Raw genomic sequence first — 20,359 nt, 5'->3', positions numbered from 1 at the left:
CTCGCGGCATGTTCCGCCGAGCAAATGTGCAGGTGCAGTCCTAGCGATGGTCGTTCGCCAAGGCTTCGAGCTCTCTCGTTTCAACATGGCGCCGTCCCGCGCCTCACCAGCTTGTCGAGATGAAAGATCGTGGCGCAAGCGTCCTGGGCCGGGGGCTGTCGAAGGGCTTGCGCACGTAAACAGGCTGATTGGCGAACCCGCCGGCGGAAATAGGGACTATCGCTAGTATGAAATGCTCCTCGGCATTCAGCGCCACGATCATCTCGTTAGTCGTGACAGTGATGGTGTCGCCGCCTTCTATACGGCCCTTGACCTCGATGAAGTGTAGATGCCCGCTCTTGGGATTGCGGCTCTCGATATCGAAGCCCACTTTGGCGGCCGACACGTCTCGCGGCTCACGCCCGAGGGCGCGCTCTGCGGCAAAAACAGCCTGCATCGCCAACCGCTCCACCTCGGCCCGAGCCACCGCATCCTCAGCGAAACCACTTGGCGCCATACCCGTCTGCGATCTTAGGAGGCCAATCGGTATCACCAAGGCCGCGCCCCTTACCTGCGGTGGCAGGGCCTGGATGTCCCGTTCTTCGACAAGCTGGCGCAGGCGTCGATCCAACCGTTCTGTAAGCGTCTGCGCGTAGGCCCGGGCGTTGCCGGAATTAAGCCGGCCACCCTTTCCGGCCTGCTCTTTCAAGGCCAATTCCTCGGCTCGGCCATCCCAGTAATTGATCTCGCGCTTGAGCCGCGCCCTTACCTCGCCCTCGACCCTATCGACCTCTGCGAGCCTGCGTTCGCGCGTCTCACTGAGGTGCTGCGGCACGAGATTAGCGATCGCAAAGTGCATGGCCATTTTCTCGATGTCGCCCTTCAACCAGTCGACTTCGAGCAGCTTGCTTGCGGTATTGGTCTCATCAGGCTGGAGGGGGCGAAAGTCCAGATAGGGTGCAGGACCAGCATCCAGGGCGTTGCCTTGCTCATCGAGCATGACGAACTGCATCTTGCGCGACACTACGCTCGGCTGGCCATGTCGGCCCGGTCGCCCATCGCGGATGGTATGTTCCAGTGTCACGAGCACGCGAGCACCGGTGCGGCCCTCGTCAGCCTCATCCACCAAGGCGGCGCCGCGCTTCAGGACATCGCCCGCCTCCTCCAGTGTGACGGCGATCGCCACGTCCAGTAGCCCTTGGCCCGGGGTGATGATGGCCGCCTGCGGCTTGTGAGTATCGCGATATGCCTTGTCAAAACAAACGCGCTCATAACGTTCAGCGATCGGGACGACGCCACCCGCGAAACGGTCCCGGTCGCGGAGACGCCCTGGCACGCGCGTTATCTCATAGCGGCCGGTCTCGCGCCGCCTGATCTGCCCGCCGAGCCGCACGAATGCCTTCTCGAAGAACGCTCGAATGTAGTGGGGTTGAAGGCGTCGCGCCCCAGCGCGCTCCATCTTTTCCCTGATCTCCGTGACTGTGCGCGGATCGAGTCCTTCCGAGGTGAGCTTTCGCTCGCGGATCAGCGTCTCGATCTTCTCCTTGTCGACCGCTCCATCCACAGCTGTAAACAGCCGCTGCTTGTGCTTGGGGTCGTCACCATAGAGTACGGCCTCCATGAGCAGTTCGCGTAACGGCTTACCCTCGAAGAGTTCGCCGAGCACATCATAGACGCTGTCGCGCCCTCCCAAGGCCTCTCGCGCCCGTTCGAGCTTTTCAAGTAGTCGAGCGTAGACCTCGCCTTCCCTCGTGTCGGCGGAAACGAGGTTCCAGAGATGACAGACTTCCGTTTGACCGATGCGGTGGATACGTCCGAAGCGTTGCTCCAGGCGGTTTGGGTTCCAGGGCAGATCGTAGTTGACCATGAGATGAGCGCCGCGCTGTAGATTGACGCCCTCCCCGGCAGCATCGTTTGCGACCAGGATGCGCACCTCTGGATCATCGTTGAAGGCCGCAATATTGGCCTTCCGCACATCACGTGGCACGCCGCCATGGATGACGACTACTGCCTCGGATTTGCCAATGCGTTGCCTGATCTTGTCAGCCAGGTATTCGAGTGTGTCGCGCGGCTCGGTGAAGATCAGCAGCTTGCGACGCTGGCCGGTCGCCTCATCCACCATTGGAGGCTTGTCTAGGATCTCGCCAAGCTGGCGCCACTTGGCATCTTCGCCCGACTTCCTCAGTTGGTTAGCGAGCTTTTCGAGGTCACGGAGAATAATCAACTCGGCTTCAAGCTCGGGAATGGTCTGGGCCGCTGTCGCACGATCCGCGATCTGCTGTTCGGCATCCTCCAGCTCTGCGCCACCGACCTCGTCGAGATCGCTGTCTTCGTCATCATCAAAAAGGGATGAGAGTTGCTCCTGTTTCTGTGGCCGGCCTCCCCTTGCGATAATTTGCTCCTCCGCTAACCGAGCTTCGAGCCGTTCGCGACGGCGGAGAAGCGAGCGATAGATCGCCGCGGGAGAAGACGCGAGCCGGCGCTGTAAAATCTGCAGCGCGAAGCCTACGTTGTTCTTCCGCTTGTCGTCGCCAAGATTGTTGAGATTGCGCATCTCATTGCGCACATATTGGGTGACCGCGGCATATAGCTGGGCTTCGAGGTCAGAGAGCTGGTACTGGATCGTGGAAGCCCTGCGCTCAGGGAACAGTGGCGAACCGTCGAATTTTCTCAGTTCTTCCTTTGTGAGGCGACGCATCAGGTCGGACACATCGACCTTGCGGGCTCCCTCGCGCGGCCGCCCCTCAAAGCGATCCGCATCGAGGAGGCCCATGAAAAGCTGAAAGTCTGCGTCGTTGCCATTGTGAGGTGTCGCCGACATTAGAAGGAAGTGGCGCGTACGACCGCCGACCAACTGTCCGAGCTTGTAGCGTTTGGTGTACTTCACCTCGTTGCCGAACAGACTCGCCGCCATGCGATGCGCTTCGTCACAGATGACGAGGTCCCAATCTGAAGCGGCCTGCAGCTTCGCCTGCAACGTCTCCGAGCGTGCAGCCATGTCCAGCCGCATGATGAGGCGATTGCGCTCGACGAACGGGTTCCCGGTAACCGACGTCTCGATCTGCTCGCGCGAGACGATATCGAAGGTAAGATCGAATTTCTCCTTCAGCTCATCCTGCCACTGCTCCACCAAGCTGCCCGGCGCGATGATCAGACAGCGCTCCAGGTCGCCACGAATGATCAGCTCCTTGATGAAGAGCCCAGCCATGATCGTTTTACCGGCGCCAGGGTCATCAGCGAGCAAAAACCGCAGCGGCTGACGGGGAAGCATTTCACCGTATACGGCCGTGATCTGATGCGGCAGCGGCTCGATCCGCGAGCTGTGGACTGCAAAGTAGGGATCGAACAGATGCGCAAGTCGGATGCGTTGCGCTTCGGATGCAATCCGGAACGTCTCTCCGTCGCCATCGAAGCCGAAGGCGCGGCTCGCCTGGACTAGTTCAAGGTTCGGTTCCGAGTCGCGGAAGAGTACTACCTCAGCGGGTCCGTCGGAACCGCGGTAGACGACATTAAGAGCATCCGACCCGATCCACTCGGTGCGCAGGATCTCGACCGGCGATGCACCCGCCAGACCGCGCACTTTTGCCCCTGCAATGACCTTGTCGAGAGAAAGCATGGAAGACGGCTAGCACATGTCTTCAGAGGAAAACACGCTACTTGCCACCTAAACTATGGAGATATCCGACCAGCATATTGCAATCTTAGCGTCGGCGGGTCTTGTTTGATAGACGCGCTGCAGCACTCTCTGCTCAGGGGGGCTGCGGAATTAGAATCGTAGCTTGTTAGCGTGGATACCAAATACGACCCTTTCCCCGCAAGGGGAAACGTTAGATTTTTCAAAGGCATGGTCCAACCGGTTCGGAGGAGCCCCGTTCCGCTGACCCTAGCGCGGCCGGTGAATTCTGGATCAAGCTCAAGAACTGGCAGCACCCGGCTTGAGCTTGATGCGCGCTGTCGAAGGCCCTGCGGTACACGCGCAGTGAGTCAGGCGCACTGGCGGACATTCTTGATAATCCAGCGTGCCTGCAGGCCGCGCGAAATGGAGTCAGTCATCCTTCAGGAGGAGATAAGGCTCGATCTTTAGACCGCGGGCTATGCGAGCGATATTGTCAATTGAGACATTTCGCTCAGATCGTTCAACGCCACTCAGGTAGGTCCGGTTGATACCGCACTCATAGGCCAAAGCCTCCTGGCTGAGCCCACGCTTTGCGCGAAGGCGACGCATGTTCTTCGCCATGATGTCCCGAAGCGGGCCTTTGTGGGTTCGTTTCACCCCCGCAATTTCGACGCAACACCGCTTTTAAGGCGACCGCTTTTAAGTTACATTCGACGGTTGTGGAGGAATAGTTCATGCGCTTTGCAATTTTCGCTTTGTCCGTGGTGGTCGTGCTTCATGTTGGTTCGCCAGTAGAAGCTCAGAGCGTCGACTTTGATCCCCGTGCGGCTACCTCTGACTTGGCGAGATCTGTGACGGAAGATTACCAGCGGGAAAGAGCGCGGCAAATACGGCGAGAGAAAGAGGAAGAGAACGCGCCCGCGCTGGACTTTTCGCAATTCGCGGTGCCGGCGGATTCCGGAAAAGCTCACGCGAGCGACGGAGGAATCACGTGCACTACTATCGGTTTGGGCGATGGCTATAGCATCACAACCTGTCGATAGCGGTACGGGTTGTTGAGACCGCACTCAGAAAAGCCTTGCGCGAACGTCCAAGGGCGAACGTCCGCTCGGTCAGGCTGAAGTCGTCGCAGATGCACATGGGTACATCTAACGCGCGGGATTCAGGCGAGCCGGTGTCGTGGCCGACATAGATGTTGCATCCTTCATCGCCCAGCTGCAGCAGCATCTTCCTCATGTCTCGCCCATCCCGGCACGGAAGTTGAGAGCTCTGCACCGGTTGCGGGACTACGAGGGCATGGTGCGCCTTATCCGGAGAGCCATGAACCTTGACGTCCGCCTTCTGGTAGGCTGGGTAAACAGCGGTGGCCCCAAGGGAATGGCTCAAACTCCGGCCTGGGTCGAGATACCAGCCAACATGCCGTTCTACGGCAGCGCTGAGTTTAAGAAGCTTTCGATTAGAATGTTTCTTCGCAAAGAATTTCTCGAAGAGAACAGCTACGATAAGGTCGCAATCGCGATTGCGCATGAACTGTCGCATGTCGTCCTGGATTCTATCTATCATCCGTTGCGTAAGGAAGAAAAGGCGGTCGACCTTACGGCCATGCTCCTTGGCTTCAGCCGCCTCTATATGGTCGCCGCGCATACGTCGAAAGGCACACTCGGATATTTGACGTCATCGGAGCTGAGCGCTGCCGTCCGAATTTTGGTGCCAACCCGTTTCCGCATCGCGCGCGCGCTGTCTGTCTTTGTTCAAAGCTTCCCGCGGCCAGTGGTCGCGATTGTCATTGCGCTTTCGATGTGGGCCAACGGAAAAATAAATTCGAAAATTGAGCTTCACAAGCTCCTACAAGCTGAAGCCGCCGCCCTGCTGGTGCCAAGAGCAGTAAACTCCCACATTACCTTAGTCGAGGCACAAGTTGGCTTTTTTTCGCTGACCAAGACGTTCCTCGTCACCCGACCAACTCAGCTCGATTTGACAGGCCGTGAGCAGAGATTACGCGATGCTGCATGCGCTAAGCACCGGATGAAGATCGATGCGGGCGCAGTTTATGCGTATGAGTACCGGGACCGTTCTGGTTCTCTCATCAGCAGATTCGAAATTTCATCATGCCCTTAGTCTGCGTGCATCTCAGAGGGGAGTTTGGCGATGCGATTCAAACCGGAACAACATTTGGAAATGGCCAGGCGACTTCAGGCTCGATGCGAGGTTGAGCCCGATCCAGAAAAAGCGGAGAAGCAGGCTCGCATGGCGAATGTGTTCCTGCGGTTGGCCGAGAAAGCCCGCAAACAATTGGCCGCTGATGTCGCCCCTGTAACACGTCTTTCGGCAGAGCAGACTGAAGATGTTGGGCAACCAAACTCGGCTCTGAATGGAATACTTACCGGCTCCCCCGAAGAGCCTACTGATCCGTTCCAGGGCGCAGCTCGGGACTATTTCGCGGAGTACCATTCGGCCATTGAGGCATACGAACGGGAGCTAAAGCGAGCGTTCGGCTTCGCCTTTATGCCCGAATGCAACCAGGACGGAGCCCAGGCGCCGCTCGGATCCGAGCTAAGACGTGCCTACGATACGATGATAGAGTCAAGGAAAGCGCGCGACGAGCGGCATCCACCAGGAACATGGATGGGTTGAAGCGGGAAGCACTCACGCGCTGAGCGACTCGTTACTCAGGGGCATAGGTTTGCATCCCCCCGGGGTGTCTCACCGGCCAATCGGCTGGGTGTCTCACGCGAAGTCTTTCTCCAAACTGGGTTTTCGGCCGAGTGAAGCCTGAGACACCTGTCTCATCTGAGGCGGCGCGGTGACTCGCGGTGTCTCGCCGGCCTGATTTCCAGCTCCTCGCGGGTGTGATCGTAGTTGCCCGCCAAGTTGCCGATGCAGCCGCCTCTTGTGTGGCCCTTGCCGTCTCCTATGCCAGTAGGATGCCAGTGGCTTAGCCAATGGCTTCGGTTGGGATCAGATGTTGCCTCTATCCCATATTTGGGCCCTGTCTAAACTCGATTACCAGTCCTCGCGCGCCCTTGCCGTAGCCGACGTTGGTCCTAGCCGATAGCCGGCGTTGAGCACGATGCAAGTGCCACACAAGCTCCAGACCGAGCCTAGGACGCGCCACGCGAGCCTCGGCGCGCTCTCCATCGGGCGCCGGAATGATGGCGGAGGCGACGGCAACGGATGTTCGTGCCGCCACGCCGAGCGGCAGCCCGGTCTGCCGCAGCCCGGCAGCGCGCCACAAGAGAACGCACGAGATTGAGCTCCAGCACGACGATCGCGCCATAGACCGCCGGGGCAGTCCGGCCGCCGGTGCAATGGCTGGCTCACGACGCTGCGCCACTCGTATACGTCGTCTCCTATGGCATTTGCCATGCCGTTGCTATTCGTTTGGCATAGCTGTTGCTATGCGGTTGCCATCAAATGCCGCCGCGGTCCCACGGCACGGGTGTCTCGCAGACGCCCTGGTCTCAGCTCGATCACGAATCGGACCGTGTTTCGTGCGGCCTTGCCACAGCCGAACCTGATTCCTAGCGAGTAGCCGGGTCAGGATGATGGCAGAGCCGAGGCTCCAGACAGAGCCCGGGACGCGCCACAGCTGCCTCATGGCGCAGCCGCCTCGGTTAGGGTGCAGGCCAGTTGAGCTTGGCCCGGATCGCGTGGCGCCTGCTCCATAAGGGCGGGTATCTCTTGCTGGGTGAGACCCTAGGCCGGTTTGTACTGTATCATCGGAGGACGTAGCCTCCCCTCGGGCATGGCGCCCGGTCTCACGCACAGCGCTTGGTGGGTGTCCCACGTCAGCCCGACATGGATGGGCTCCCCGTACAGCTCCAGCGCCATGTTGATCGAAAAGGCGCGGGCGCGCTTGTGGACAGGGACCCATCGCCGCCGGTGCCGGTCTCCAGCAGCCGCACAGGCCCGCAGAAGCGCCCTGGGTCCCCCACAGCGCCGCCAGCATTGAGGCCCTCCAGCCCTGCGCCGCGATCACTCGACGCTCGCCGGATCCTTCATGGCTTGCATGTCCCACCTCCTGTCTCACAGGCGTGAACTGCCCTAAGTCGCGCAAATCACAGATGAATCGTGCATCGGCATTGCGGCGACTGTCCCATGAGACACGGTGAGTCAGCGCGGTGACTCACGGTGCGCGCACGCGAGTATTTGAACGTTGAGTGGCCTCGAAGAAGGAGCTTGAGGCGAGCGTCTTGTGACGTGCTGCCCGGCAATGCAGACGCATGCCAAGACATTTCGGCGCGCAGCTCCGAGCAAGCATATCGGTCTCTTCGCCGTAAGGCTGCTCTTGCATTGAGGATACAGCTCCTCCTCCGTCGTCCTCCCCTCCCCGTCACCAGGGAAGAGACACGGTCTCGGACCACGATTTCCGCTCGCTTTATCCGGGCATCGCGTGACGTGCGATCAGTCGGTCCTCCGAATGGGGGTCGGACCCATCCGACAGGGGGATATGAGTTGCCTCGGTATATCGCGCGCCGATCGTGATACTGCGCGCAGGGCCGGAGAACCTGACATGCGGCTTCGTCGTCCGTTCCGCCAGGGTGAGAGCCCGCGAGATTGCCGGTGTAGCCGGCTCTAACTCGGGAGTAAGCGACCGAGCGCGCTGCTGTCATTTATCCAATCAGCAGGCCACCGCGACCTCGCCGGCAAACGGGAAGAAAGGCAGGATCAAAACCCGTCCGCTATTCTCGCGACCCAAATATTGTGGTGGTTCGGTTGCGGCGGGGACCACCGAGCGGACCCGCAAACGACACACACAATCTCTATGGACGCGGCGCTTGAAGCTGATGGTTAGCCAGCAGAAGCGGGATGAGATTGTGCTGATCGTTTCGCGATCGTAACCTCTCTAAAGTCCGGTGAGAGGGGTCATTCCTTTGAGTATTTTTTAAGCGCCTTGTACCCGCTAAGGACTGCTTTCTGCCTGCTCGAGAGAGCACGACGCTCGATCCAAGGCCCATACGGGATGCAGTGAGGTGGAATACGCCACAACGAGCTTGGGAGCGCCCCGTCCGGTCGCCCATGCGGCTTCAGATCCAGTCCGAATATTTGAAACCCCGATGCAATTGCCAGAAGAGAGTCTGGCGCATACCACGCAGCTGAAATGATGCTTCCACCACCCTCGGGTACCTGCTTCGCCAAAACGGCTCCGGCCGCGAGCAAATGAGCCACCTCCCGAAAGTCACCCCAACAACGTCGAATTTGCGATTGGCTCCGGCCTGATTGCTCATCTGCGCAGAGTTCAATGGCCTTCGAGATGCTTGGCCCCCGCGCAGCTCCAGAGTGGGATCTGACGTATCCACCAACATTTGGAGCACATCTGCGGTTGATTCCCAATTTTTCATACGGTCTGTCAATAAGCCGACCGTTGCGGCCAGGGCCTCGGAAGCGACTAATGCAAGCCCGCCGAACGGGTCCACCGAGGGACTTGCGGCAAGCTTTTTCCCGTGGGCCAAGCGTGTAGCATTGCATGCCGCCATCCAGCGGTTTCTACCACTCTCCTCACGGGGCCAAGCCATGTACGCAAGCAATAGCTCAGAGAGCGCACTCGGGGTACGCAACACAGATTGTAGCCGTTTTCGATAAATCTCGAACGCACTTTGACGGTCTTGCGGGACCTGGATCTGGGGGAGGTTCATCTGTTGCATAATCGCGGCCCGTCAACCCCTCTCAAGCAAACTGCAAGAGGTCAAAAACGGCGAGAATTTGCCTTAGAGAACGATGGCAAACAACCGGGAATATGGCTTATGGCGACTCAGTGGGACGGGCGTGCAATCGTCGCGACGCCTAAGGAAACAATGACGGCACTCAGGATTGGCCGAGCAAAGTTCTACGAACTTCTCAATTCTGGCATTCTAGAGAGCTTCCTTGAGGGGAAGTCGCGCAAGGTCTTGTGGCGCAGCATTGAAGCATATGTCGAGCGACGGCTCGGCGAAGAAGCCCATCGGCGTGGCAATCCTAAAGTTTAGGAAACTGCCTGCTCTCCGTTTCGCAAGACATCAGACTCGAAACCCAATTCCAATACCGTAGGGGATACTCCATCGTCCACATTCAGTTGATCGGCTGATGCTTTTGGGCTCGTCCAACGAAAACTACGGTCTCAATCCACGATTTTCGTCGGAGACAACGCGTCGCGGCTGAAGCGTCGAACGGCGCCATGAGTTTGGCTTAAAAAATGCAGTCGCAATCCCGCCTTCAGCATCCTCGTGTGCTTGCGTAGCCAGCTGTGTAAAACGTTCTTCAGGCAGCTTGGATCTGTCGGCGACGTACCCGGCATGTGGAAGACTTGGGTCTTTGTGTGTGATTTCTGAACTTGCGACAGAGCACATTCGGTCGCAATTTTCGGTTCATCGAGGATAGAGAGAGCAAGAGGCGATCGCCACGCCGTGATGATCTCTTCGGTTCAGACAATTACCAAACTGTTTAGAACGTAGGCAGACACGATGGCTAATTCATCGCTTAATAAAAATCAGTGGGTTCTGGTAGAAGGTCCTGGGCCGGATGAAGCCGAGTTTCTCGGCCGCTGGTTGTTGGCCGCAGCAGCTGCCGATAAAGCGTTAAAGGAGCAATTCAAGCGCAACGCAGAACTGAAGAAGCACATCAGCTCCGTTGAAATTGTCGATGAGGTCTGCTTCTCGTCCGGGGCCGCCAAATTTTTGGAGCTCCTAATGAAAGACCTCACAGCATTCAGCCTTTCAGTGGAAGATGTGTGGATCGACGTGTTTGCAATCATGGCGGATCTCGGCTTTTTCCGTTTGACCGGTGAGCGGTATCAGATGACTCTCCCCTCAAGCGCATCCGGCAGCGCCATCGAAGCTGCACTTCTAAAGCTGGCAGCCACAGAGCATCGTTTTTCCCTGCATCCAGAAAACATGATTCATTGGATCACCAAATATGATGCGCATACATGGCATGCGAGGCTCAAAGGCCTCACTTGGATGCAGAGAGTAGCTGATCGCGAACTTCTGCTCGGAGATGGTTGATTTTCTCCAGAGCGGTAGCACGATCGCCTACCCTGCTCTCCGATCGTTTAAATGGCACACATTACTGCCTGTGAGGAATGCGGCCCAATCCGTCATCAACGCCCGACGCTTTTCCAACTTCTGGCCACGTTGATAAGCCGCCGTCGTTTCGCTCTTGTATTTATGAGCGAGCGCGGCCTCGCGGACGCCATCCGGATAGTCCGTACATTCCTCGGCCCAGGTAGCAAAGGTAGATCGGAAGCCATGCACGGTAACGTGTCCGTAGCCGAGACGATCAAGTACCGCCAGCATCGCGTTTTCAGAGAAGGCTCCGCCATCGGGGTTGGTGAAGATCAACTCGCCTTGGCGGCTATCGCGCATCTCGTCAAGGACCGCCAGCGCGGGATCAGTCAGGGGAACGTGATGGTCCTGGTCCATCTTCATTCGCTCGCCGGGGATTTTCCAGGTCGAGCCTGGCCGATCGATTTCAGACCAATGCCCTTCGACCGCCTCGTTCGTGCGGCAAGCTGTGAAGATCAGGAAGCGTAGCATGGCGGCAGCCGTCCCCGACGCACCGGCAAGCAGTTTCATAAACGCAGGCGCCTCAGTATACGGCAATGCCGGATGATGGCGGATCACCCGCTTGGGACGCTTTGGAAGCTTCTCGCGCAACTGCCTTGTCAACTCAGCTGGATTGCGAAAGTCCGGATCGTCGATATCCACGTTCCTCGCGATGATCGTTTCGATCCGGCCGCGGACACGGTTCGCTGTCTCCCGCTTTCCCAACCAGATCGGCTGGAGCAGATCGTGGATGTGGCTCGGCTTGATCTCCGGGATCATCAGCTTGCCGATGAGGGGATATGCGTAGCGCTTGAGGGAGGACGGCCACTGGTTGCGATGCTTCTCGCTCCAGGTCGACCAGTTTGCTCGGATGTAGGCTTCCGCGCATTCCTCGAACGTCGGCAATGCGACCTTGGCCTCGACGGCTTTCGCTTCTTCACGAGCTTTCCGTCTCTCCTGCACGATGTCCACCCCGGCGGTGCTGCGATCGCCCCTCACGCGCAAGCGCGCCGCATCACGGGCGAGGCGCGCATCCTTAAGCGACACATCTTTCAAGGAGCCGAGGCCGTGCCAGCGCTCCTTGCCGTCTTTCCAATATCGGTATGACCAGCTCTTCGACGTTGGTCCGGTGATGATCAAGTAGAGCCCATCGCCGTCGGGGTATTTACCGGGCTTGATTTGGCGTTCTACGTCGAGCGGTTTGAGCCTTCCAGCCATCGTCCCTCCAGGAAAACCGTCCTCCGAACACACGGGCAAAAACTACGGTTAGCGACCTGACTAGGAAGAACACCGGCGAACTGCGAAGTACAGTCTTTCGGCACAAGTCACTGATTTTGCTGTGGAGTTCGAACGACTGCGAACAGTGGAGAACAATATACTGGCGGAAGGGGTGGGATTCGAACCCACGGTACCCTTGCGGGCACGCCGGTTTTCAAGACCGGTGCCTTAAACCACTCGGCCACCCTTCCAAGTCCCGAACGGCTGTCGCTTAACGCAGTCGACGGCGCAAGGCAACGCGAAGTTGGCCCCTCGCCTCCCTTCGGCCGCCCGATCTGTCAGGCGCCCGTCAGCCTGGTCCCTTAGCCTACGCCCCTCAGCAATCCCGGACACTGGCGACATCTCCCAGGGCGTCGCTGGTTGCGAGGCCCGGTTTGGATTCGCCTCCTTTGCCGGGCCTCGTTTGCTGCCCCAAAAGAAAACGGCGCCCCGTGAGGAGCGCCGCCTGGAATTGGTTGGAGCTTCGATCGGCTCAGTAGCCGCAGGACGCGCAGCCCATCTGCACCGGAGCGTAATAGGAATAGCCAGGCGAGACCATCTCGACGCGCTGGCGCGTGGCGTATTGCGGGGGGATGCGCTCGTACTGGACACCCGGGGGCGCGACCATCACGGTCTGCGGCACCATCACGGTGCGGTACTGCGCCGGCGTGCGATGCGCGACGGTGGCGCCGGGCGACACCATCACGGTCTCGTCGACGGTGCGGTATTGCGGCTGCACGTATTGCTGCTGGTAGCAGGTCTGGCACGGCGGCGGCGCGTAGCAATTGTAGCAGCCGGCGGACGCCGCGCCCGTCATCGAAATCGCAGCGACGGCGGTCGAGAAAACAACAGCAAGAGTACGAGACATTATGTGGTGCCCCAGTTGCCCGAAATGGATTTGCGAAGGTCGGCACAGTATACGCCGTAAAATCTTGGGCTGCTGAAGTTCGTTGAGGCATCCTTAATGCGAACGGCCGGCTTTCGCCGGCCGTTCAGAACTTGTTGACCATGCGCGGGCAGCGTCGCTCGCGATCACGCAACGCGCTCGACGCTCTCAGTTCGAGCGACGCTTCACCTCGCGCACCGCGCCGCGCGCGGCGCTGGTGGTGAGCGCGGCGTAGGCCTGCAGCGCGGTCGAGACGTTGCGCTTGCGGCCCACAGCCTGCCAGGCGGCATCGCCCTTCGCCTCCTCGGCCGCGCGGCGCTTGGCGAGCTCCTCGTCGGAGACCTCCAGCGTGATGCTGCGGTTCGGAATGTCGATCGCGATGCGGTCGCCGGTGCGCACCAGACCGATGTTGCCGCCTTCGGCCGCTTCCGGCGACAGATGGCCGATCGAAAGGCCCGACGAGCCGCCCGAGAAGCGGCCGTCAGTAACGAGCGCGCAGGCTTTGCCGAGGCCCATCGATTTCAGATAGCTGGTCGGATACAGCATCTCCTGCATACCGGGGCCGCCGCGTGGACCTTCGTAGATGATGACCACGACCTCGCCGGCAACGACCTTGCCGCCGAGGATGCCTTCCACCGCCGCGTCCTGGCTTTCGAACACGCGTGCGGGGCCAGAGAATTTCAGGATCGAGGCATCGACACCCGCGGTCTTCACGATGCAGCCATCCTGCGCGAGGTTGCCGTAGAGCACGGCAAGACCGCCGTCCTTGCTGAAGGCGTGATCGAGATTGCGGACCACGCCCTTCTCGCGATCGGTGTCGAGCTCGTCGTAACGGCGCTCCTGGCTGAAGGCGACCTGGGTCGGGATGCCGCCGGGCGAGGCCCGGAAGAAGGTGCGGACCGACTCGCTCTTCGAGCGCTTGATGTCCCAGCGCTCCAGCGCGTCGTTCATGGTCGGCGCATGAACGGTCGACACGGAGGTGTCGATCAGCCCCGCGCGGTCGAGCTCGCCCAGAATACCCATGATGCCGCCGGCGCGGTGCACGTCCTCGACATGCACGTCGGCGACCGACGGCGCGACCTTGCACAGCACGGGCACGCGGCGCGACAGCCGGTCGATGTCCTGCATGGTGAACTTGACCTCGCCTTCATGGGCGGCGGCGAGCAGATGCAGCACGGTGTTGGTCGAGCCGCCCATCGCGATGTCCAGCGTCATCGCGTTCTCGAATGCCTTGAAGTTCGCGACGTTGCGCGGCAGCACGGAGGCGTCGTCCTGCTCGTAATAGCGGCGGACGATATCGACGATGGTGTGGCCGGCCTCGACGAACAGGCGCTTGCGGTCGGCATGGGTCGCTACCACGGTGCCGTTGCCGGGCAGCGCAAGACCAAGGGCTTCCGTGAGGCAGTTCATCGAATTGGCGGTGAACATGCCCGAGCAGGAGCCGCAGGTCGGGCACGCCGAGCGCTCGATCACCTTGACGTCCTCGTCGCTGACCTTGGAGTCGGCCGCGGCCACCATGGCGTCGATGAGGTCGACGGCCTTGGTCTTGCCCTGCAACGTGACCTTGCCGGCCTCCATCGGGCCGCCCGAGACGAACACGGCGGGAATGTTGAGCCGTAGCGCGGCCATCAGCATGCCGGGCGTGATCTTGTCGCAATTGGAAATGCAGACGAGGCCGTCGGCGCAATGCGCGTTGGCCATGTACTCGACGCTGTCGGCGATCAGCTCGCGCGACGGCAGGCTGTAGAGCATGCCGTCATGGCCCATCGCGATGCCGTCGTCGACGGCGATGGTGTTGAACTCCTTGGCGACGCCGCCGGCCTGCTCGATCTCGCGGGCAACGAGCTGGCCGAGGTCCTTGAGATGGACGTGGCCGGGGACGAACTGGGTGAAGGAATTGACGACCGCGATGATCGGCTTGCCGAAATCGCCGTCCTTCATGCCCGTCGCGCGCCAGAGGCCGCGTGCGCCCGCCATGTTGCGGCCGTGGGTGGTGGTGCGGGAGCGATAGGCTGGCATGGCGGTTTCCGTCCTCGGTTTGCATCGGCCGTGGCGGGAAAATATGGCAGCCGCCTCAGGCCTTTCCGGCCGGATAGCGCACGGGGTGGCTCGGCGCAACGGGAACTTGGGCCGAACGGGCCCGGATCGGGCGTTCGCAGGCCTCCCCTGCTCCCGGCGCGCCCCTAGTGCAGCGTCGGATCGAGCCGGTCGCGCAGCCAGTCGCCGATCACGGAGACGGCCAGCGTGGTCACGACGATGGTGGTCGCCGGTGCCAGCATGATCCAGGGCGCCCGGGTGAGATACTCGCGGCCGTAGCCGACCATGTTGCCGAGGCTGGTCATCGGCGGCTGCACGCCGAGGCCGAGGAAGGACAGGCCTGACTCCATCAGGATCACCTCGGGAAAGACCAGCGTGGTCGAGACGATCAGGGTCGAGGCGATGTTGGGCAGGATGTGCCGCAGATAGATCCGCGTCGGCGTCGCCCCTAGCTGGCGGACCGCGGCGGCGTAGCCTTGCGCATTGGCGGAGATGGCGAGGCCTCGCGCGATGCGCGCATAGCGCTCCCAGCCGAACATCCCCATCAGGCCGATCAGCAGCGGCAGCGAGTTGCCGAAGAAGGCCAGCACCGCGAGCGCCATGATGAGGAAGGGCATGCTGGCCTGGAAGTCGGTCAGCATCAGCACGAACTGCTCGATGGCCCCACGGAAATGCGCGGCGAGGAAACCGAGCGTGGTGCCGACGATCGCCGAAATCGTCGTCGCGCCGAACGCGATCAGCAGCGAGATGCGGATCGAGACGAGCAGTCGCGACAGCACGTCGCGGCCAAGTTCATCGGTGCCGAGCCAGTGCGCTACATTGCCGGGCGCGGACAGCCGGTTACGCAGGTCGAGCTGGGTGTAGCCATAGGGCGCGATCTTCTCGGCGAGCGCCGCGATCACCAGCATCGCGACGATCCAGGCGACCGCAAGCGCGACCGAGACGGGAATCGCCGGCAGGCTGATACGGCGGCGGACGGAGGTGTCCTTGAGCGTCGCGTCGGTCATGCGTGCGCTCCTTTGGCGCGCAGCCGCGGATCGAGGAAGCCGTAGAGGAAATCGACAATCAGGTTCGACGTGACCATGGTCATCGCCACCAGCAGCAGGATGCATTGCACGACAGCGAGGTCACGGTTGGCGACGGCGACGACGAGCAGGCGCCCGACCCCGGGCCACGAAAACACGCTCTCGACCACGACCGCACCCGCGATCAGCGTGCCCACCATGAAGCCCAGGATGGTGACGGTCGGAATCGCCGCATTCGGCAGCGCGTGCGACGTCACCACCTTGCGCCACGGCACGCCCTTGGCGGAGGCCGTGCGGATATAGGGTTGGCCGAGCACCTCCAGCATGGCGCTGCGGGTGAACCGCGCCAGCACCGCGGCGCCGCCGAGGCTGAGCGTCACGATCGGCAGGATGGCGTGGCGCCAGCTGTCCTGTCCGCCCGAGGGCAGCCAGCCGAGCTGCACGGCGAAGACGAGAACGAGCAGCAGCGCCAGCACGAAGCTCGGCACGGTGAAGCCGGCGACCGCCGTCATCATCACGGCACGGTCGATTCCCGAGCCGCGATGCAGCGCGGCAAACATACCAGCGGGAACGCCGAGCGCCACCTTGAAGAAGAAGGCCGGCAGCGTCAGCGCCAGCGTCGCCGGAATTCGCTCCAGCACGAGCTGGATCGCAGGCCTGCCGTCGCGCATGGAGCGGCCGAGCTCGCCTTGCGCGATGGCGCGGAAGTAATCGAGGTACTGGAACCAGATGGGATCATCGAGACCCCAGGCCTTGCGGAAGGCGGCGATCACTTCCGGTGGCGCTTCCGGTCCCAGGATCATCAGCGCGGGATCGCCGGAGAGCCGCAGCACGACGAAGGCGAAGGTGACGACGAGCACGATCGTCAGGGCCGCGCGTCCGATGCGAATGGCGAAATAGCGTCCCATCACGCTGCGTCCCGCGTTTCGGCCCGCGGCCCCGTCACGAGATGGCAGGCCACCTGACGGTCTCCGCCGACGACCGAGAGGACCGGCGTCTCCGTCGCGCAGCGCGCGATCGCGCGCGAACAACGCGGATGAAAGGCGCATCCTTGGGGGCGCGCAGCCGGGTTCGGCGGATCACCCGCCAGCACGATCCGGCCCGCGCTGCGGCGGCCCGGCGCCGGCGAGGCCGAGACCAGCGCCTGCGTGTACGGATGCTCCGGCCGCGCGAACAGATCGTCGGCGTTGCCGATCTCGACGATGCGGCCGAGATACATCACGGCGACGACGTTGCTGATCTGCCGCACGACGCGCAGATCGTGGCTGATGAACAGCAGCGTCAGCGACAGTTGCGCCTGCAGATCGCAAAGCAAATTCACCACCTGGGCCTGGATCGAGACGTCGAGCGCGCTGACCGGCTCGTCGCAGACCAGGAAATCGGGCTTTGTCGCCAGCGCCCGCGCCAGCACGACGCGCTGGCGTTGTCCTCCAGACAGCGCGCCCGGATAGCGGACGCCATGCCCCGGCGCCAGTTCGACCGCGCGCAGCAATTCCCGGACGCGCTCCTCGCGCTCAGCCGATGTCCCGAGGCCGTGAATGTCCAGGGGCTCGCGGATCTGCGCCGCGACCGATAAGCGCCGGTCCAGCGCGCCCAGCGGATCCTGAAAGATCATCTGCATGCGCGCGCGCTGCGCGCGCCACGCAGGCGTTCCCGGCGTGGCCATCGGCTTGCCGCCGAACCTGACGTCGCCGCGGTCCGGTGGCTCCAGCCCGAGCACGATGCGGCCCGTGGTGGACTTGCCCGAACCGGACTCGCCGACGAGACCGAGCGTCTCGCCCTTGGGGATCGTAAGCGACACGCCGTCAACGGCATGAACTGCCGTGCTTCGGCCGAACATTCCGGAGCGCATACTGTAGCTACGCGAAATCGAGCGGACCTCGACGAGCGGCCCGTTCATTCGGCGGCAATCCCGAACAAGGCCCGGCGCGACGCTTCGGCGCGGATGCAGGCGACAGCGCGATCATTCGCGATCGGCGCAAGGCTCGGCGCGGCCAGACCGCACGGCTCTGCCGCGAGCCTACAGCGGGGCGCGAAGGCGCAGCCGCCGGGCATGCGCGCCGGATCAGGCACGGTCCCGGGAATGGCGGTGAGGCGCCGGCGCGGCCCGTCGAGCGGCGGCAGCGCGCCGATCAGGCCCTGGGCATAGGGGTGCACGGGATCGGCGAAGAGCTGGTTGCTGGGCGCCTGCTCGACGATGCAGCCGGCATACATCACTGCGACGCGGTCGCAATTTTCGGCGACGACGCCGAGATCGTGGCTGATCAGCACCATCGCCATGCTCATCTCGCGGCGGATCTTGGAGAGCAGCTCCAGGATCTGCGCCTGGATGGTGGCATCGAGCGCCGTGGTCGGCTCGTCCGCGATCAGCAGGTCGGGATTTCCCGCCAGCGCCATCGCGATCATGATGCGCTGGACCTGGCCGCCGGAGAATTCGTGCGGGTAGGCTTCGAGCCGCCGCTTCGCATCGGGAATGCCGACGATATCGAGCAGCCGCCTCGCTTCGGCCTTCACCGCCTCACCCGAGAGATCGCGATGCAGCGCCAGCGCCTCGCAGAGCTGCTTGCGGATCGTCAGCACCGGATTGAGCGCGCTCGCCGGATCCTGGAAGATCATGGCGACCCGCCCGCCCCGCACCTGGTCGAGCTCGGCCGCCGGAGCGTCCAGGATCTCACGACCGTCGAGCCGGACCGAGCCCGTGACCTTCGCATGCCTCGGCAACAGGCCGAGCGCAGCAAGCCATGTCACCGACTTGCCGGATCCGGACTCGCCGACGAGGCCGAGGGCCTCGCCCTTGTTCAGGGTGAGATCGACGCCGCGCAGCACCGGCACGCCGTTGAAGGCGACGCCGAGGCGTTCGATGCTGATCAGCGGCGCCATCGATCAAGCCTCGAAATTGCCGGCGCGGAAGTCCATCGCAAAGGCCGGCGACGCCTTCCACTTGATCGACTTCGGCTTTGCCGTGAAGGTCGCGTTCTGGTGCAGCACCGTGTAAGCGGGATCCTCGCGCTCGGCGATCTCCAGCATGCGGCGGAACGCCTTCCTGCGGGCGGCCCGGTCGGTCGAGGTCTCCAGGAACTCCGAGAGCGTGTTCAGCTCGGCGTTGGTCCATTCGCCGATCTGCTGCTGCTGGCCGTTCGGGCCGTGCTGGGCCACCAATGACGACACCGGATCGTTGAAGGCGGCCGAGTTCGACCAGTCGCGCACCGCGCGGGTCGGCGCACGTTCCATGACCTGCGACCAGTTCTCCTTGGTCTCGATCTGCACGTTGAGGCCGACCGACTTCCACATCTCGACCAGCACCTGCGCGGTCGCGACCTGGTTGGTGTAGTAGTTGTTGAGCAGGCGATAGGGAATCGGATCGCCCTTGTAATTGGCCTGCTTCAACAGATCCTGCGCGAGCTTCGGATCGTAGGCGGGCACGTTCCAGTCGGCGTTGAACATGTCGCCGTAGAACTCCCATTGCAGACCCTTCGGCACGCGGGTGCGGCCGGCCCACAGGCTGTCGACGATGGCCTGGCGGTCGATCGCATGGGTGAAGGCGCGCCTGACAAGCGGATTGGCGAGCTGGGCGTGGTTCTTGTCGAACACGGTCAGGCGGTGATTGAGGATGGTGCCGCCCTGCACTTCGAAGGCCGCGTTCTTCTCGATGCCGGCGATCTGGTCCGGCGGGATGTCGCAGGCGAACTGGTATTCGCCCGAGAGCAGGCCGTTGATGCGGCTCGCGACCTCGGGCACTTCGAGGAAGCGGATGCGCTTGAGCGGCGGGCGGCCGCCCCAATATTCGTCGTGTGCTTCGAGGGTCAGCGACACGTCGGGCTTGAGCTCGACGACCTTGTAGGGGCCGGTGGTGATCGGCTTGCGCGCCCAGTCGAGATAGCTCGCGGATTCGTCCCAGGCGCGGCGGTTGGCAATGTCGGAGCCGTAGCGCGACAGGCGGCCCTCGATCGTGACGTCGGGCGTCGCGTTGTAGAAGCGCACCGTGTACTTGTCGACGGCGTCGACGCGCACGAGGTCCGGCCAGATACGGCGCGCAACCGCGGGCACATCAGGCGGCAATTCCTTGCCCGGACGCGGCGTCGGATTTTTCTCGAAGGCCTGGATGGTGGAGCGGCTCTTGGCCTCGGTCTCGCCAAACATGCGCGCGCGGCTGAAGGTGAAGACGACGTCCTCGGCCGTCAGCTCGTCGCCATTGTGGAACTTCACGCCCTGGCGCAGCTTCAGCTCAACGGTCTGATCGTCGATGCGGCGCCATTCGGTGGCAAGGCCCGGCACCGCCTCGAGGCTGCCGCGCCAGTTCTTCGAGATCAGGCCTTCCCAGATCGAGGAGAAGAACACGCGCTCGCCGACGTTGGACTGCTCGCGCAGCACGTCGAGCACGTTCGAATTCGTGACTTTCTGTACGGCGATCGTCACCGACGGGCGGTTGTCCGCTTGTCCGATCGCAAAGCGCGGCAGCAGCAGCGTGCTGGCGGCAGCACCGCCGGATTTCAGAATGGTGCGACGGGTGAGCTTGCTCATGATGGTCAATCCTGCGCTC

15 protein-coding genes and 1 tRNA gene are annotated in these 20,359 nt (G+C 62.0%); 4 read left to right on the top strand and 12 right to left on the bottom strand.

All coding sequences use genetic code 11. The features are described from left to right. Window positions 1-103: 103 nt before the first annotated feature. The 3 genes from F8237_RS32695 to F8237_RS32685 form a co-directional block, all read right to left on the bottom strand. Window positions 104-3,595: a helicase-related protein gene (locus F8237_RS32695; protein WP_151650191.1), complete on the bottom strand. Its 3,492-nt coding sequence runs from the start codon at window positions 3,593-3,595 to the stop codon at window positions 104-106. Between the two features lie 429 nt (window positions 3,596-4,024). Next, window positions 4,025-4,204, bottom strand: a complete 180-nt coding sequence (locus tag F8237_RS32690) for a helix-turn-helix domain-containing protein (RefSeq protein ID WP_338025205.1) — start codon at window positions 4,202-4,204, stop codon at window positions 4,025-4,027. A 417-nt stretch (window positions 4,205-4,621) separates the two neighbouring features. Beyond that, complete coding sequence (locus F8237_RS32685; protein WP_151650189.1) at window positions 4,622-4,831, bottom strand: hypothetical protein; 210 nt, start codon at window positions 4,829-4,831, stop codon at window positions 4,622-4,624. 84 nt (window positions 4,832-4,915) lie between these two features. Here F8237_RS32685 and F8237_RS32680 point away from each other — a divergent pair, with 84 nt between their 5' ends. The 4 genes from F8237_RS32680 (at window position 4,916) to F8237_RS32665 (ending at window position 10,575) form a co-directional block, all read left to right on the top strand. Beyond that, the gene (locus F8237_RS32680) at window positions 4,916-5,713 is read left to right on the top strand and encodes a hypothetical protein (protein WP_151650188.1); all 798 of its coding nucleotides are present in this window, start codon (window positions 4,916-4,918) and stop codon (window positions 5,711-5,713) included. Window positions 5,714-5,743: 30 nt separating this feature from the next. Then, the gene (locus F8237_RS32675; protein WP_151650187.1) at window positions 5,744-6,229 is read left to right on the top strand and encodes a hypothetical protein; all 486 of its coding nucleotides are present in this window, start codon (window positions 5,744-5,746) and stop codon (window positions 6,227-6,229) included. Window positions 6,230-9,234: 3,005 nt separating this feature from the next. After that, a complete protein-coding gene (locus tag F8237_RS32670; RefSeq protein WP_244626033.1) occupies window positions 9,235-9,561 on the top strand; it encodes a helix-turn-helix domain-containing protein in 327 nt (108 codons plus the stop codon). A gap of 474 nt (window positions 9,562-10,035) precedes the next feature. Further along, window positions 10,036-10,575 carry a hypothetical protein gene (locus tag F8237_RS32665; RefSeq protein WP_151650186.1) on the top strand — a complete coding sequence of 180 codons (540 nt, stop codon included), beginning with the start codon at window positions 10,036-10,038 and terminating at the stop codon, window positions 10,573-10,575. A 27-nt stretch (window positions 10,576-10,602) separates the two neighbouring features. Here F8237_RS32665 and F8237_RS32660 read toward each other — a convergent pair whose 3' ends face one another. The 9 genes from F8237_RS32660 to F8237_RS32620 all read right to left on the bottom strand — a co-directional run bounded on the left by F8237_RS32660 (window position 10,603) and on the right by F8237_RS32620 (window position 20,340). Then, window positions 10,603-11,832: a tyrosine-type recombinase/integrase gene (locus F8237_RS32660; RefSeq protein ID WP_151650185.1), complete on the bottom strand. Its 1,230-nt coding sequence runs from the start codon at window positions 11,830-11,832 to the stop codon at window positions 10,603-10,605. A gap of 161 nt (window positions 11,833-11,993) precedes the next feature. Next, window positions 11,994-12,083: transfer RNA gene (locus F8237_RS32655), tRNA-Ser, on the bottom strand. Between the two features lie 281 nt (window positions 12,084-12,364). Beyond that, window positions 12,365-12,688: a hypothetical protein gene (locus tag F8237_RS32650; protein WP_060912228.1), complete on the bottom strand. Its 324-nt coding sequence runs from the start codon at window positions 12,686-12,688 to the stop codon at window positions 12,365-12,367. Window positions 12,689-12,925: 237 nt separating this feature from the next. Next, window positions 12,926-14,776 carry a dihydroxy-acid dehydratase gene (ilvD, locus tag F8237_RS32645; RefSeq protein ID WP_151650184.1) on the bottom strand — a complete coding sequence of 617 codons (1,851 nt, stop codon included), beginning with the start codon at window positions 14,774-14,776 and terminating at the stop codon, window positions 12,926-12,928. A gap of 164 nt (window positions 14,777-14,940) precedes the next feature. Further along, window positions 14,941-15,801, bottom strand: coding sequence for an ABC transporter permease (locus F8237_RS32640; RefSeq protein WP_151650183.1), 861 nt, complete (start codon window positions 15,799-15,801; stop codon window positions 14,941-14,943). Continuing rightward, window positions 15,798-16,727: an ABC transporter permease gene (locus tag F8237_RS32635; protein ID WP_162006312.1), complete on the bottom strand. Its 930-nt coding sequence runs from the start codon at window positions 16,725-16,727 to the stop codon at window positions 15,798-15,800. The genes F8237_RS32640 and F8237_RS32635 overlap by 4 nt, the downstream gene beginning before the upstream one ends. Then, window positions 16,727-17,719, bottom strand: a complete 993-nt coding sequence (locus F8237_RS32630; protein WP_151650181.1) for an ABC transporter ATP-binding protein — start codon at window positions 17,717-17,719, stop codon at window positions 16,727-16,729. Before F8237_RS32630 ends, F8237_RS32635 begins: the two co-directional genes overlap by 1 nt. Continuing rightward, window positions 17,716-18,699: an ABC transporter ATP-binding protein gene (locus F8237_RS32625; protein WP_151650180.1), complete on the bottom strand. Its 984-nt coding sequence runs from the start codon at window positions 18,697-18,699 to the stop codon at window positions 17,716-17,718. Before F8237_RS32625 ends, F8237_RS32630 begins: the two co-directional genes overlap by 4 nt. Window positions 18,700-18,702: 3 nt before the next feature. Further along, window positions 18,703-20,340, bottom strand: coding sequence for an ABC transporter substrate-binding protein (locus F8237_RS32620; protein ID WP_151650179.1), 1,638 nt, complete (start codon window positions 20,338-20,340; stop codon window positions 18,703-18,705). Window positions 20,341-20,359 lie beyond the last annotated feature (19 nt).

The sequence above is a fragment of the Bradyrhizobium betae genome, assembly GCF_008932115.1.
Lineage (GTDB): Bacteria > Pseudomonadota > Alphaproteobacteria > Rhizobiales > Xanthobacteraceae > Bradyrhizobium > Bradyrhizobium betae.
Note: the sequence above shows the minus strand (reverse complement) of the source record. Positions and strands in the feature narration are given on the sequence as shown.

What these genes read in the sequence shown, in the direction of transcription:
- F8237_RS32695 (WP_151650191.1), bottom strand. Translation starts at nt 3,595, where the DNA reads ATGCTTTCTCTCGACAAGGTCATTGCAGGGGCAAAAGTGCGCGGTCTG.
- F8237_RS32690 (WP_338025205.1), bottom strand. Translation starts at nt 4,204, where the DNA reads ATGCGTCGCCTTCGCGCAAAGCGTGGGCTCAGCCAGGAGGCTTTGGCC.
- F8237_RS32685 (WP_151650189.1), bottom strand. Translation starts at nt 4,831, where the DNA reads ATGAGGAAGATGCTGCTGCAGCTGGGCGATGAAGGATGCAACATCTAT.
- F8237_RS32680 (WP_151650188.1), top strand. Translation starts at nt 4,916, where the DNA reads ATGAACCTTGACGTCCGCCTTCTGGTAGGCTGGGTAAACAGCGGTGGC.
- F8237_RS32675 (WP_151650187.1), top strand. Translation starts at nt 5,744, where the DNA reads ATGCGATTCAAACCGGAACAACATTTGGAAATGGCCAGGCGACTTCAG.
- F8237_RS32665 (WP_151650186.1), top strand. Translation starts at nt 10,036, where the DNA reads ATGGCTAATTCATCGCTTAATAAAAATCAGTGGGTTCTGGTAGAAGGT.
- F8237_RS32660 (WP_151650185.1), bottom strand. Translation starts at nt 11,832, where the DNA reads ATGGCTGGAAGGCTCAAACCGCTCGACGTAGAACGCCAAATCAAGCCC.
- F8237_RS32650 (WP_060912228.1), bottom strand. Translation starts at nt 12,688, where the DNA reads ATGACGGGCGCGGCGTCCGCCGGCTGCTACAATTGCTACGCGCCGCCG.
- ilvD (WP_151650184.1), bottom strand. Translation starts at nt 14,776, where the DNA reads ATGCCAGCCTATCGCTCCCGCACCACCACCCACGGCCGCAACATGGCG.
- F8237_RS32640 (WP_151650183.1), bottom strand. Translation starts at nt 15,801, where the DNA reads ATGACCGACGCGACGCTCAAGGACACCTCCGTCCGCCGCCGTATCAGC.
- F8237_RS32635 (WP_162006312.1), bottom strand. Translation starts at nt 16,727, where the DNA reads ATGGGACGCTATTTCGCCATTCGCATCGGACGCGCGGCCCTGACGATC.
- F8237_RS32630 (WP_151650181.1), bottom strand. Translation starts at nt 17,719, where the DNA reads ATGAACGGGCCGCTCGTCGAGGTCCGCTCGATTTCGCGTAGCTACAGT.
- F8237_RS32625 (WP_151650180.1), bottom strand. Translation starts at nt 18,699, where the DNA reads ATGGCGCCGCTGATCAGCATCGAACGCCTCGGCGTCGCCTTCAACGGC.
- F8237_RS32620 (WP_151650179.1), bottom strand. Translation starts at nt 20,340, where the DNA reads ATGAGCAAGCTCACCCGTCGCACCATTCTGAAATCCGGCGGTGCTGCC.